Consider the following 12705-nt stretch of genomic DNA (forward strand, 5'->3'; position numbering starts at 1 on the left):
ATGCTGTAGGAGCGCAGCTTGCTGCGCGAAAGGCGCCGCAGGCGCCCCGGCTCCGGCACCGCCGCTGGCGCGGCGGATCGCGCTCTGAAGAGCTCTCCTACAGGGCCCCCTCGGCGCCGAGGCCCGGCTGGCTGGCCGGAGAAATGCTGTAGGAGCGCAGCTTGCTGCGCGAAAGGCGCCGAAGGCGCCCCGGGCCCCGGCACCGCCGCTGGCGCGGCGGATCGCGCCCTGAAGAGCGCTCCTACAGGGCCCCCTCGGCGCCGAGGCCCGGCTGGCTGGCCGGAGAAATGCTGTAGGAGCGCAGCTTGCTGCGCGAAAGGCGCCGCAGGCGCCCCGGGTTTAGGCACCGCCGCTGGCGCGGCGGATCGCGCTCTGAAGAGCGCTCCTACAGGGCTCCCTCGGCGCCGGGGCCCGGCACCGCCGCTGGCGCGGCGGATCGCACTCTGAAGAGCGCTCCTACGAGTCGTCCCTCATACCTGACAGAAAAAGGCCCCGGCGGTGATCCGCCGGGGCCTCGTTGCGCCTGGGCGCGGGACGCTTACTCGTCGGCGTCGACGTAGCCCTGGATGGTGAAGGTGCCATCCTGCACCAGCATCTCCTGGACCACGCCCGGCACGTCGCCGTTGGCGTCGAACTCATGGGTGCCGGAGGCGCCCTCGTAGTTGATCTCGGTGCCGGCGGCGATCAGCTCCCGGGCCTTCTCCCACTCGCCGGGCAGCACCACCTCGCCCGGGGCGGTGGCCACGCTGCGCAGGGCCTCGTTGAGCCCTTCGCGATCGGCGCTGCCGTTCTGCTCGATGGCCAGGCCCAGCAGGAAGGCGGCGTCATAGGCCTGGGCGGCGAACACCGCGCTGGGGTCGATGTCGGCGGCCATGGCCTGCTGGTTGAACATGGCGGTGCCGGGCAGCTCCGGGCTGCCGGGGCGGGTGGCGATCATGCCCTCGAGCACGTCGGCGCCGATGGCCTCGACCAGGCTGTCGCCGACCATGCCGTCGCCGCCCACGTACTGGGTGAACATGCCGCTCTCGTAGGCCTGGCGCACCACCGTCTGGCCGGAGGTGTCGGCATAGGCCAGCACCACCAGGGTCTGGGCGCCGGTGGCGGCCAGCGAGCCCAGCTCGGAGCGATAGTCGGCGCGGTTGTCCTCGTGGGCGAGGTTCTCGAGCACGCTGCCGCCGCCGTTCTCGTAGGCCGCCACGAAGGCGTCCGCCAGGCCGCGACCGTAGTCGTTGTTGACGTAGGTGACGGCGACTTCCTGGATGCCCTTTTCGAGCAGCAGCTTGGCGAGCATCTCGCCCTGGAAGGCGTCGGAGGGCACGGTGCGGAAGACCAGGTCGTTGTCGTTCAGGTCGGTGACCGCCGGCGCCGTGGAGGCCGGCGAGACCATGGTCACGCCACCGGGAATGGCGGCGTTGTTGGCCGCGGCGACGGTGGCGCCGGTGCACAGGGCGCCGACGATGGCGGTGACCTGCTCGGTGTTGACCATGCGATCGGCCGCGTTGGAGGCCGCCGAGGCGTCGGAGCAGGTGGTATCGCCGGTGGGCATGACCACTTCCTGGCCGTCCAGCAGGCCGCCCTGCTCGTTGATCTGCTGCACCGCCAGGTTGGCGCCGTCGAAGATCGGCGGCGTCAGGCTCTCGATGCCGCCGGTGAAACCGCCCAGGAAGCCGATCTTGACCTCGGCCTGGGCCATGCCGGAGAGGGCCAGGCCGGTGGCGGCCACTGCCGTGGCTAGAACGCGTTTCTTCATGATTGTTGGTCTCGCTCTGGTTGCTCGGGAACACACCCCACCAATCTGGAAGGGCGCCCGGTAAAACACAACCCCGGGCTGCCAACGCTGCGGCGCCTGCGGCCGGCCGTAACCGCTTGATCGCCAAGCCGCCGTGGCGCCCCGGCGGCACTCGAACGGGCGCTTCAACGCTGCCCGGTTCCCGGTGCCTATACTGAAGAGCGCTCACGACCACCGGAGAGCCCCCATGACACGCGCCCCGATGCCCCTGCTGCTCGCCGCCCTGCCGCTGCTCGCCGAGGCCGGCCAGCCCCTCGACTACCGCGTCGGCGAGGAGGCCTTCACCGGTTACTTCGCCCCCGCGCCCGACGAATCGCGCGGCACGGTGCTGATCGTCCACGACTGGGACGGCCTCACCGACTACGAGCGCCGCCGCGCCGAGATGCTGGCCGACCAGGGCTATGACGCCTTCGCCCTCGACCTCTACGGCCGGGGCAACCGCCCCGTGGAGACGGCCGCCAAGAAGGCCGAGACGGCGCGGCTCTACGAGGATCGCGAGCGCATGCGCGCCTTGACCCTGGCCGGCCTGGCCGAGGCCCGGGCCCGGGGCGCAGCCCTGCCCACCGTGGTGATGGGCTACTGCTTCGGCGGCGCCGTGGTGCTGGAGCTGGCCCGCAGCGGCGAGGCCCGGGACGTCTACGGCTACGCCACCTTCCACGGCGGCCTGGCCACCCCCGAGGACCAGGGCTACGGGCCCGAGACCCCGCCGATCCTGATCGCCCACGGCGGCGCGGACGCGGCCATTCCCATGGCGGACGTGGCGGCGCTGTCCCGGGAGCTGGAGGCCGCCGGGGTCGCCTACGAGATCGAGATCTACTCCGGGGCGCCCCACGCCTTCACGGTCTTCGACAGCGGCCGCTACCAGGCCCGGGCGGACACCAAGTCCTGGGCGGCCTTCCAGGCGCTGCTGGACGAGGCCCTCTGACACAAGCTCCACAAGAAAGGGCGCATATCTGCAAGTGCCGCACCATTCCTTTCTGTAGAATCGCCGCTCGCTATAGAAATCCACTAGCAAAGCGCGTCGATACAGAAAGGAGTATCCCTTGTCCCATTCCGCGACGACCGCCGGCGAGAGCCTCTGGCGGCGCATTCCCCTGTGGCAGAAGATCCTCGCCGGCCTGGTGCTCGGCGTGCTGGCCGGCGCCCTGCTCGGCGAGGATGCCGGCATCTTCAAGCCGCTGGGCGACATCTTCATCAACGCCATCAAGATGCTGATCGTGCCGCTGGTGTTCTCCACCCTGGTGGTGGGCATCACCGCCATGCGCGACCCGCAGAAGATGGGTCGCATCGGCGCCCGCACCATCGCGCTGTACCTGGTGACCACGGCCTTCGCCATCGCCATCGGCCTGCTCGCCTCCTGGCTCTTCCAGCCCGGGGTCGGCCTGGACATGAGCTTCGAGTCCGGCGTCGAGGCCAAGCAGGCGCCGAGCCTGGTGGAGATCCTGGTCGGCCTGGTGCCGCGCAATCCCATCGACGCCCTGGCCAGCGGCAACATCCTGCAGATCATCGTCTTCGCCATCGGCCTGGGCGTCTCGCTGACCCTGATCGGCGAGAAGGGCGAGCCCGTGGTGCGCGTCTTCGAGAGCTTCGCCGAGGCCATGGTCAAGCTGACCAACATCGTCATGGCCTTCGCGCCCTTCGGCGTCTTCGGCCTGATCGCCCACGTGGCGGGCAACTACGGCCTGGAGGTGCTGCTGCCACTGGCCAAGGTGATCGGCGTGGCCTACCTGGCCAGCGTGCTGCACGTGCTGGTGGTCTACTCCGGCCTGCTGGCGCTGCTCGGCCGGCTGAACCCGGTGCGCTACCTGCAAGGCATCCTCGATGCCCTGGTGGTGGCCTACTCCTCGGCCTCGTCCTCCGGCACCCTGCCGGTCTCGCTGCGCTGCGCCCAGAAGAACCTCGGCGTCTCCGAGGGCGTGGCCGGCTTCGTGCTGCCGGTGGGCGCCACCATCAACATGGACGGCACCGCCATCTACCAAGGCGTGGTCGCGGTGTTCATCGCCCAGCTGCTGGGCGTCGACCTGAGCCTCATGGACTACGGCATGATCATCGCCACCGGCACCCTGGCCTCGATCGGCACCGCCGGCGTGCCGGGCGCGGGGCTGGTGATGCTGTCCATCGTCATGGCGCAGATCGGCCTGCCGCTGGAGGCCATCGCGGTGATCGCCGGCATCGATCGGATCCTCGACATGGCCCGCACCAGCGTCAACGTGGCCGGCGACCTGATGGTCACTACCCTGGTCGGCAAGAGCGAGGGCGAGCTGGACGAGAGCGTCTACAACGCCCCCCACAAGAGCTGAGCCGTGCCGCGCCGGCGCCCCCGGCGCGGCACCGCCATGCTAGAGTGACCGCATGATGCCGCAATCGTGAGGTCGCCATGCAGTGCAGCGTGCTCTCCGGGGAGCGGGGCGACATCGGCCGGGCCCACGGCCACCAATACGCCGCCCTGATCACCCGCAGCCTCGAGGTCTACGACCGGCTGTTCCAGGACTTCGTCGGCATCGGCTGGGCCGAGGCCCGGACCGCCGCCGAGCGCTTCCTGCCGATGATCGAGCGCGGCTTCCCGGCGATCCTCGAGGAGATGGACGGGATCGCCCGGGGCGCCGAGCTCGACTTCGCCGACATCCTCACCCTCAACTGCCGCAGCGAGATCTCGCTGACCCAGGCCAGCGGCGGCTGCACGGCCTTCTCGGTGAACCGCGACGGCACCCAGTGGCTGGCCCAGAACTGGGACTGGCGCAGCGACCAGCTGCACAACGTGGTGGCCCTGGAGCTACACCCGAGGCACGCGCCGGCCCTGGTCAGCGTCGGCGAGGCGGGCATGGTGGCCAAGATCGGCATGAACGACCGCGGGCTGGGCGTCTGCCTGAATGCCATTCGCTCGCGGACCTGCGGCGAGGGCCTGCCCATCCACGTGGCGCTGCGCAAGATCCTCGAGGCCGAGGACTTCGACCAGGCGCTGCGGGTGGCCACCCACGACCGGGTCTGCGCCCCCGCCCACTTCCTGGTCGCCGCCGCCGACGGCCGCGCCACCGGCCTGGAGGTGCACCCCGGCCTGCCGGGCCTGCTGGAGCCCCGCGGCGGCAGCGTCGCCCACACCAATCACCTGGTCGCCGAGACCGCCACCTGCCAGGTGGAGGACTTCCCCCGGGCGGATTCCCGGCCGCGGCTGTCGCGTATCGACCGGCTGCTGCGCGATCGCCTGCCGCTGGGGGCGACGGTCGACGCCGAGACCCTGTTCGCGATGCTCGCCGACCACGACGGGGCCCCGCTGTCGATCTGCCGGCACTTCAACCCCGACCAACCCGCCGATGAGCGCATGGAGACGCTGTTCGCGGTGGTGATGGACCTCAACGCGCGGCGCCTGACCCTGCGCCACGGCAAGCCCTGCGAGAGCGAGGACTCACTCGCGCTGCGACTGGCCCCGGCCTGAACGCCGCCAGGCGCCCAGGTGCGGCGGGGCCGCCAGCTCGCCCTTGAGGTAGCGTTCGGTGGTGCGCAGGAAACGCCGCAGGTGTTCGGCGATGGCCTCCTCGCGGCGCAGCGCCGCCAGGGTGGCGTCCTCGCCGCCGCCCTCGGCCGATCCCGCCCAGGCCATTCTGATCGAGCCCGCGCTCACGTCGCAGACCTCCCGTCGCGGCTGCAGGCCGCGAGATGCCCTGTCGATGCGATGGCTCATGCCGCCCTCCCGATTGGCGCAATAAATAATAACGATTATCAATTGCAAACATGGGCGACGAGACGGCCCCTGTCAAGGTGACCCCGTCCCACCCGGCCCCGCGATCCCGCCTCGAGATGACATGCATCAGCTTCGGCGCGACGCCCGCTTGCAGGCGGCGACGAGATAGGCCAGCATTTGCAGGCGCAACCAATTCTCATTTCACGGAAGGAGCCCACGATGATGCGTCACCTGCTGCCCCTGCTGCTCGCCGGCCTGATGGCCGCCCCCGCCCTGGCCGACGAGGAGCGCGCCGAGCACTTCAGCGGCAAGCCCGCCGACACCCTGGCCGAGGCCGTCACCAACGCCGACGAGGCCAACCGCGAACTGGCCAGCCTGCTGGATGGCGAGCTCAGCGATGCCGACCTCGCCAAGGTCCACCAGCTCTCCTACACCATGGAGAACGCCCTGGCGCGGATCCACGAGGAGGTCTACCAGCTGGAGGGCACCCTGGAAGAGGTCCACCTGGGTTCCGAGGCCTTCGACCGGGAGCGGGTACGTACCAACGGCGAGACCTACCTGAACGCCATGGACACCCTGCTGGACTGACGCACGGCGCCGGCGACCCCACGGGCCGCCGGCCCCCGCTCACCCCGCCAGGGCCTCTTCCACGAGCCCTCGGGCCGCGTCGCTCATCGGCAGCGCCAGGGCCAGCTCCCGGGCGCGCGGCGACATCTTGCCCCAGGTCTTCTGCACGATGCGGATCAGGTGGTCCCGCTCCACCTGCCGGGAGAAGTCCGCGAAGTAGTTCTCCAGGAACACCAGGCAGGCACAGTCCTCCACCGCCTGGGTGCCGGCGTCGCGCCCCAGGCCCTGCTTGCGGATCATCCGCGCCACCCGCTCGGCATCCTCCTCGGAATAGCCCGCCTCGCGCATGACGCGCGCCGCCTTCTCGCCGGCCCGCCGGCCCTGATCCCGCCGCCAGGTGAGATACCCCACCCGCCCCTCGGGATAGTCGCCCCGCGGCAGTTGCCAGCGCTGCAGGTGCTGACCCCGCACCGCCAGGCGCACCAGCTCGTCCGGCGCCGGCTCCAGGCGCTCCAGCCAGGCGCTCATGCGCCCGGCATGCCACAGCTCGCGGGGCTGCGACGCGCCGTCGACCTCCACCCGGCGGGGATCCTCGGCATGCAAGGCATCCAGCCCGGCGAGGGCGCGATCGAAAGGACTCGAAGGGGTCGTCATGGCATTCCTCTGCTGTCTCGGCCGTGTCATCCCCCCATGAAAGCATGTCGAGCGCGGCATGACAGCCGGCCCGCAATCGAACGAACGTTTGCCAGCCTGGCGCCCCAGGCGTTAGGTTATTGCACGGACATTCAACAAAAGGATCCCCATGACACTTCTCAGCCGTTCACCGTTCGCCGCCGCCCTCGCCCTGGGGCTCGCCGCCCCGCTGACGGCCCAGGCCGACGCCCTCGAGCAGCAGCTCGCCGACCTGCAGGACTTCCAGGTCATCGCCCACCGCGGAGCCAGCGGCCACGCCCCGGAGCACACCTGGCCGAGCTACGAGCGGGCCCTGGAGATGGGCGCCGACTACCTCGAGCTGGACCTGCACATGAGCGCCGACGGCGAGCTGGTGGCGATCCACGACGAGACCCTGGAACGCACCACCGACGGCGAGGGCCAGGTCAAGGACCACACCCTCGCCGAGCTCAAGGCCCTGGACGCCGGCTCCTGGTTCAACCAGGCCCATCCCGAGCGCGCCGACGACGCCTTCGCCGGGGCCGAGCTGCTGACCCTGGACGAGGTGATCGAGCGTTACGGCGACGACGTGCGCTACTACATCGAGACCAAGTCGCCCGAGCGCTACCCGGAGCTCCAGCGCGCCCTGGTCGAGACCCTGGAGGCCGAGGGGCTGGTCGCCTCCGGCTCGGTGGTCATCCAGTCGTTCAGCCGCGACAGCCTGCAGCAGGTGCACGCGCTCAACGCCGACATCCCGCTGGTGCAGTTGGTCTGGTACTCCCCCGCCGAGGACGGCGAGGGCCTGACGGAATGGACCGGCGTGACCCCGGCGCCCGCCGAGATCACCGACGCCGACTTCCAGGCCATCGCCGACTACGCCGTGGGCATCGGCCCCAACGTCACCTTCGAGGGTGAGGACGTCATCGACGCCGGCTTCGTCGAACAGGCCCACGCCAACGGCCTGCTGGTGCATCCCTACACCATCAACGAGCGCGACGAGATGCGCCGGCTGCTCGACTGGGGCGTGGACGGCATGTTCACCAACTTCCCGGACCGGCTCAGCGAGGTGGTGGAGTAAACTCCACGACGATGTGCTCTAAGCCGGTGACTCAAACGGCTATGATCGCCCGCACTTTATGAGCCGTCCAAGCACTAACAAGTGGGCCGCTCGCTAAGGCGGCCCGCTTCATTATTTACCAAGCTGCCTGCCCGCCAAATGGCTTTTGGTGTGGGCGCACGTCGTCCCCGATATTTCTAAGCGGCCTGTGCGGCAGCGGAGGGGCCGGGTTATCCCCGTGCCTGCGAGGATCTTTCTGAGCTGCCTATGCGGCAGCGAAGGCCGGCGCGCAGTTCTACGCCTACCTGCGCATTTTCTGAGCTGCTTTTGCGGCAGCGAAGGGCCAGCGCGCCACCTGCGCCTATAGCCCGATTTCCTGAGCTGCCTGTGCAGCAGCGAAGGCCCTGCAGCGCCCCCACGTTCAGCACCACAATTTCTGAGCTGCCTGTGCGGCAGCGAAGTCGCGATTGTCGAGCGGCCTCCGGCCGGTGACTTTCTGAGCTGCCTGTGCGGCAGCGAAGCGGGAGTTCCATGGGCTGTACCAAAGCGCCCTTTTCTGAGCTGCCTGTGCGGCAGCGAAGGTCCACACCGCCAGCCCTCACGCCTCGTTCGAGTTTCTGAGCTGCCTGTGCGGCAGCGAAGATCCAGTACAAGCTGGAACTGTCCTCACTCATTTTCTGAGCTGCCTGTGCGGCAGCGAAGCCGGGGGCTTTTGCGTTTCGGGGCGCCCATCTTTTCTGAGCTGCCTGTGCGGCAGCGAAGGCCGGGTAAGCCTCCTCGCCGCTCTCGCTGAATTTCTGAGCTGCCTGTGCGGCAGCGAAGTGCGGCCTGGTGCTCGCCGGGTGCAAGACGGATTTCTGATCTGCCTGTGCGGCAGCGAAGCTGGCCAGCCAGGGGTTGAGGATCAGCTGCGATTTCTGAGCTGCCTGTGCGGCAGCGAAGGCCCCGAAACGCAAAAACCCCCGGCCACGGCTTTTCTGAGCTGCCTGTGCGGCAGCGAAGGTGCGGATCCAGGTCACCAACGACACCGAGGATTTCTGAGCTGCCTGTGCGGCAGCGAAGGCTGGGCTCTGGCCAGGATGGGCATCCTGCTTTTTCTGAGCTGCCTGTGCGGCAGCGAAGACCGATCGCCCCTATGGCGCCGTTCAGCACTGTTTCTGAGCTGCCTGTGCGGCAGCGAAGGCCTTGTCGGCATCCCGCCCCGAGCATCCGGTTTTCTGAGCTGCCTGTGCGGCAGCGAAGCTGCTCGCGCGAGCGCTGGCGGAGCGTCTCGTTTTCTGAGCTGCCTGTGCGGCAGCGAAGAAGGCGCTTCCAGCCGTCCCGCGTCGTCACTCTTTCTGAGCTGCCTGTGCGGCAGCGAAGTTTTTGCCTCAATGTCGTTGATCTGTCCTTATTTTCTGAGCTGCCTGTGCGGCAGCGAAGGGCATGAGCATCAACGGCACCACCCTGGTCGTTTTCTGAGCTGCCTGTGCGGCAGCGAAGGTAGGTCGGCGTCATGCTCGCGACCGGCGAACTTTCTGAGCTGCCTGTGCGGCAGCGAAGCGGCTGGAGCCTTCGGCCAGCACCGGCTTGTATTTCTGAGCTGCCTGTGCGGCAGCGAAGTTCACCTGGTCGGCGATGGCGTCGAGCGAGCGTTTCTGAGCTGCCTGTGCGGCAGCGAAGATCGACGGCCTGAAGCGCCGCCTGATCGCCGATTTCTGAGCTGCCTGTGCGGCAGCGAAGGGCGCCGGCCCGCATCTCGGCACCCTGACGCTTTTCTGAGCTGCCTGTGCGGCAGCGAAGTGATCAGGTGGTAGATGATCAGCAGCCATACTTTTCTGAGCTGCCTGTGCGGCAGCGAAGGCGGCGATGACGAGGCTTGAGGAGCTGGAGGATTTCTGAGCTGCCTGTGCGGCAGCGAAGACAGTGGCCACGGGCTCGGCGAGCCTGGACCGTTTCTGAGCTGCCTGTGCGGCAGCGAAGACAACGCAGTCGCGGATGCCTTCATTGCTGCTTTTCTGAGCTGCCTGTGCGGCAGCGAAGATCAGAACATTGTCGTAGGTCGCCTTGCTAGTTTTCTGAGCTGCCTGTGCGGCAGCGAAGAACAGCTTCTTGAACATCTCCGGCATCACCATTTTCTGAGCTGCCTGTGCGGCAGCGAAGACCCATCAGCATGGCCTGATTGAGCTCGGTCATTTCTGAGCTGCCTGTGCGGCAGCGAAGTTCAACGAGACCGTTGACGACGTATTCTCGCTTTTCTGAGCTGCCTGTGCGGCAGCGAAGGCCTTGCACAACGCGGAATTGAATGCGTGCCGTTTCTGAGCTGCCTGTGCGGCAGCGAAGACGTCGCTGCCCAACCGGCATCGCCTGATCCTTTTCTGAGCTGCCTGTGCGGCAGCGAAGGACCGATACCTGCCCGGCGGTATCCAGGGTCATTTCTGAGCTGCCTGTGCGGCAGCGAAGCGGGTCGAGCCGCTGCACTTCATCCGCAAGGATTTCTGAGCTGCCTGTGCGGCAGCGAAGCTGATGCGATCGGAGGCGGCCAGAAGGACGGCTTTCTGAGCTGCCTGTGCGGCAGCGAAGTCTCTTTTTGTCCAGCATTCGCCGATGGATAATTTCTGAGCTGCCTGTGCGGCAGCGAAGCTGGCCCTGCCAGTCGTTGCCGTCGCCGAACATTTCTGAGCTGCCTGTGCGGCAGCGAAGCTCGCCGAGCGCAAGGCCGCGCTGCTCACCCTTTTCTGAGCTGCCTGTGCGGCAGCGAAGTTTTGTGGGGGGTGTGGCAAGCCCTGGATCAATTTCTGAGCTGCCTGTGCGGCAGCGAAGGAAGCGACTAGCTGTAGCGATTTCCGCTTCGATTTCTGAGCTGCCTGTGCGGCAGCGAAGTCAGGGTCGCCGGCATAGCGCACGCCCTGGATTTTCTGAGCTGCCTGTGCGGCAGCGAAGGCCGGCTCGTGGCGCCGAACGTCCTGGCTGATTTTCTGAGCTGCCTGTGCGGCAGCGAAGATCTGTCCTCCTTCCCGCTGGGAGTCCCAGTATTTCTGAGCTGCCTGTGCGGCAGCGAAGTCCATGCCGGGCACGATGCGGTGCTTCTTGAGTTTCTGAGCTGCCTGTGCGGCAGCGAAGGGACTGGTCGACAGTGGCGCCGGGGCCTGCCTTTTCTGAGCTGCCTGTGCGGCAGCGAAGCTCGGGGGGGGTCTTCGTCACAAATTGGATGTTTTCTGAGCTGCCTGTGCGGCAGCGAAGTAGAGCCAATTTAATCTAACATGCTGATTGTTAAAGAACTATTCGTAGATACAGCAACGCCTCCCTTTTCAGGAAGGCGTCACTAACTTATTGATATTCCGGATCAAAAAGGATATTGCTCAAAATGGGTCAAAACCAGGGCACGGTGGCTTCTTGGCTAAGCCCGTAGCTATTGAAGGAGCCAGCCACAGGCTCGTCCTGTATCTCGCCGTGTTCGATAAAGAGGCTGAAGGTCTGCCCAGTGCTATAACTGCGAAGTGTGGCGAACGGTAGATCCACCTTGCGCTCGACGCTGTCCGGGATGTGCTCCCTAGCCTGCTCCAGGGTTTCGTTATGCCGCTGGGCTCGCCTGCGCCTCAGTCGTTCCGCATTGGTCTTGAACTGCTTGCGGCGCACGACGCGATGGCGAGCCTTGATGGGCACCTCGGCCATATCCGATACACTGACATGGTCACGCATGCCCTTCAGCCAGCCGGCAGTCATCAAGCGATCCAGGGCCGCCGCGCTGCCATGAAGGCGAAGCCGCTGGCCGAGAGATCGTTTCGGGCCATGCCGGTGCTCCGGGAAACTGACGCCGAGATCGGCGGCCTGGAGTTCCACCAGGCTCCGATGGAGCTTCCCGAACAGCGCTCCCATTAGCATGGCGGCGGGAAACTCCGGATCAGGCAGGAGCCGAATATCGATGTAGTGGTCCATAGCGTTTACCCCGCGTCGCCGAACACACCGCCACGAATCAGGGTGGCCATCACGAAATGCTGCTGCTCGGTATCCGGCTCCTTGTCCTTCAGCAGCCAGTTATCCAGCAGGGAGTAGAAGTCCACCTTCTGCTTGGGCTGGCGATAGGCCTTGCCCTGGGTCGTCACCGAGCCATAAGGCTCGACCGCGATGGGACCGAGGCCACCTTCCTCGGGCTCCGGGTACCAGGTATCGATGGTGCGGATGGCATTACCCAGCTTCTGGGAGTGGATGGCGGCGACCTCTCCAACACTGTACAGCGTCTTGCTCTTGTCCCCCCGGCTGCGATCGAGGATCAGTTCCTGGGACGGGAAGACCTCCTGACCAGTGCCGACGCGGGCGAAGGCCACGATTTCCAACAACAGGTAACGCTCTCCTTCCAGGGCATCGGCAATCAGGCCGGCCAATTCGGCCTCATCCTGGCCACCATCGAAATTTCGCAGTGACCGCTCAAGGGCATCGAAGGTCCAGGAATTGGCTACCTCGCCCTGCTCCATCTGACGCACCTGGACTTCCACCGCTTCCGCACCGACCCGGTTACGCCACAGGAAACGACCATTGGCCAGGTTATGGGCATAGCGATTGGCGAGCTCCCGGAAGCCATGAGCGGTGACGTAGTCACGCACTACGCGCTTCAGTTTCGCCTGGTACTCGGCGTTGTTGCAGGCCGAAGGCATGCCGGCACCGCCCAGCACCCGCAGAGAAAAGCGAGCCATCAAGGTGTCGGCATCATGTGGCAGGGTCGCGACGTCGACCGTCTGCAAGTTGGGGTTCTGGATGGCCGCATCCAGCTTGGCGGGGTCCTGCTCCTTGGCCTTCAGGCGGTTAGAGATGGTGCCACGCACCGACTTCTCGCGAATGCCGATGGCGGGCCATTCGGCAGCATTCTCCCGTCCTTCCCATTGTCCCGCATAGAGCAGCGCATCGGAGGGGTCCAGCTTGCGCTCGAAGGCGAGGACAGAAGCAGTCTTGAGGGTGTCGTTCTTGGCCATGAGTCAATTCCTT

The 12705-nt window shown here is 66.9% G+C and carries 10 protein-coding genes and 1 CRISPR repeat array; of the genes, 5 read left to right on the plus strand and 5 right to left on the minus strand.

Features of this window, described 5'->3' with window-relative positions; genetic code table 11:
- Positions 1 to 538: 538 nt before the first annotated feature.
- The gene (locus tag QC818_RS08250; RefSeq protein ID WP_309652555.1) at positions 539 to 1753 is read right to left on the minus strand and encodes an ABC transporter substrate-binding protein; all 1215 of its coding nucleotides are present in this window, start codon (positions 1751 to 1753) and stop codon (positions 539 to 541) included.
- A gap of 223 nt (positions 1754 to 1976) precedes the next feature.
- Between QC818_RS08250 and QC818_RS08255 the strand changes: the two genes are divergently transcribed.
- The 3 genes from QC818_RS08255 to QC818_RS08265 all read left to right on the plus strand — a co-directional run bounded on the left by QC818_RS08255 (position 1977) and on the right by QC818_RS08265 (position 5222).
- Complete coding sequence (locus QC818_RS08255) at positions 1977 to 2714, plus strand: dienelactone hydrolase family protein (protein ID WP_309652368.1); 738 nt, start codon at positions 1977 to 1979, stop codon at positions 2712 to 2714.
- A gap of 118 nt (positions 2715 to 2832) precedes the next feature.
- On the plus strand, positions 2833 to 4089 hold the full coding sequence (locus QC818_RS08260) for a dicarboxylate/amino acid:cation symporter (protein ID WP_309652369.1): 1257 nt from the start codon (positions 2833 to 2835) through the stop codon (positions 4087 to 4089).
- 77 nt (positions 4090 to 4166) lie between these two features.
- Positions 4167 to 5222, plus strand: coding sequence for a C45 family peptidase (locus QC818_RS08265; RefSeq protein ID WP_309652370.1), 1056 nt, complete (start codon positions 4167 to 4169; stop codon positions 5220 to 5222).
- On the opposite strand, the gene QC818_RS08270 is transcribed toward QC818_RS08265, so the two are convergent.
- Positions 5193 to 5468, minus strand: coding sequence for a hypothetical protein (locus QC818_RS08270; protein WP_309652371.1), 276 nt, complete (start codon positions 5466 to 5468; stop codon positions 5193 to 5195). The genes QC818_RS08265 and QC818_RS08270 overlap by 30 nt on opposite strands.
- A 219-nt stretch (positions 5469 to 5687) precedes the next feature.
- Here QC818_RS08270 and QC818_RS08275 point away from each other — a divergent pair, with 219 nt between their 5' ends.
- On the plus strand, positions 5688 to 6056 hold the full coding sequence (locus QC818_RS08275; protein ID WP_309652372.1) for a DUF6746 family protein: 369 nt from the start codon (positions 5688 to 5690) through the stop codon (positions 6054 to 6056).
- A gap of 39 nt (positions 6057 to 6095) precedes the next feature.
- Here QC818_RS08275 and QC818_RS08280 read toward each other — a convergent pair whose 3' ends face one another.
- A complete protein-coding gene (locus QC818_RS08280) occupies positions 6096 to 6689 on the minus strand; it encodes a DUF4202 domain-containing protein (RefSeq protein ID WP_309652373.1) in 594 nt (197 codons plus the stop codon).
- Between the two features lie 148 nt (positions 6690 to 6837).
- On the opposite strand from QC818_RS08280, the gene QC818_RS08285 reads away from it, so the two are divergent.
- Complete coding sequence (locus tag QC818_RS08285; protein ID WP_309652374.1) at positions 6838 to 7764, plus strand: glycerophosphodiester phosphodiesterase; 927 nt, start codon at positions 6838 to 6840, stop codon at positions 7762 to 7764.
- A gap of 173 nt (positions 7765 to 7937) precedes the next feature.
- Positions 7938 to 10965: direct repeats of the CRISPR family, unit length 28 nt; unit sequence TTTCTGAGCTGCCTGTGCGGCAGCGAAG.
- A gap of 129 nt (positions 10966 to 11094) precedes the next feature.
- On the opposite strand, the gene cas6f is transcribed toward QC818_RS08285, so the two are convergent.
- Entirely contained in the window at positions 11095 to 11661 is a 567-nt protein-coding gene (gene cas6f / locus QC818_RS08290; protein ID WP_309652375.1) for a type I-F CRISPR-associated endoribonuclease Cas6/Csy4, read from the minus strand.
- 5 nt (positions 11662 to 11666) lie between these two features.
- Positions 11667 to 12692, minus strand: a complete 1026-nt coding sequence (csy3, locus tag QC818_RS08295; RefSeq protein ID WP_309652376.1) for a type I-F CRISPR-associated protein Csy3 — start codon at positions 12690 to 12692, stop codon at positions 11667 to 11669.
- Positions 12693 to 12705: the final 13 nt, after the last annotated feature.

The sequence above is a fragment of the Halomonas koreensis genome (assembly GCF_031451675.1).
Lineage (GTDB): Bacteria > Pseudomonadota > Gammaproteobacteria > Pseudomonadales > Halomonadaceae > Halomonas > Halomonas koreensis.

What these genes read in the sequence shown, in the direction of transcription:
- QC818_RS08255 (WP_309652368.1), top strand. Translation starts at nt 1,977, where the DNA reads ATGACACGCGCCCCGATGCCCCTGCTGCTCGCCGCCCTGCCGCTGCTC.
- QC818_RS08265 (WP_309652370.1), top strand. Translation starts at nt 4,167, where the DNA reads ATGCAGTGCAGCGTGCTCTCCGGGGAGCGGGGCGACATCGGCCGGGCC.
- QC818_RS08270 (WP_309652371.1), bottom strand. Translation starts at nt 5,468, where the DNA reads ATGAGCCATCGCATCGACAGGGCATCTCGCGGCCTGCAGCCGCGACGG.
- QC818_RS08275 (WP_309652372.1), top strand. Translation starts at nt 5,688, where the DNA reads ATGATGCGTCACCTGCTGCCCCTGCTGCTCGCCGGCCTGATGGCCGCC.
- QC818_RS08280 (WP_309652373.1), bottom strand. Translation starts at nt 6,689, where the DNA reads ATGACGACCCCTTCGAGTCCTTTCGATCGCGCCCTCGCCGGGCTGGAT.
- QC818_RS08285 (WP_309652374.1), top strand. Translation starts at nt 6,838, where the DNA reads ATGACACTTCTCAGCCGTTCACCGTTCGCCGCCGCCCTCGCCCTGGGG.
- cas6f (WP_309652375.1), bottom strand. Translation starts at nt 11,661, where the DNA reads ATGGACCACTACATCGATATTCGGCTCCTGCCTGATCCGGAGTTTCCC.
- csy3 (WP_309652376.1), bottom strand. Translation starts at nt 12,692, where the DNA reads ATGGCCAAGAACGACACCCTCAAGACTGCTTCTGTCCTCGCCTTCGAG.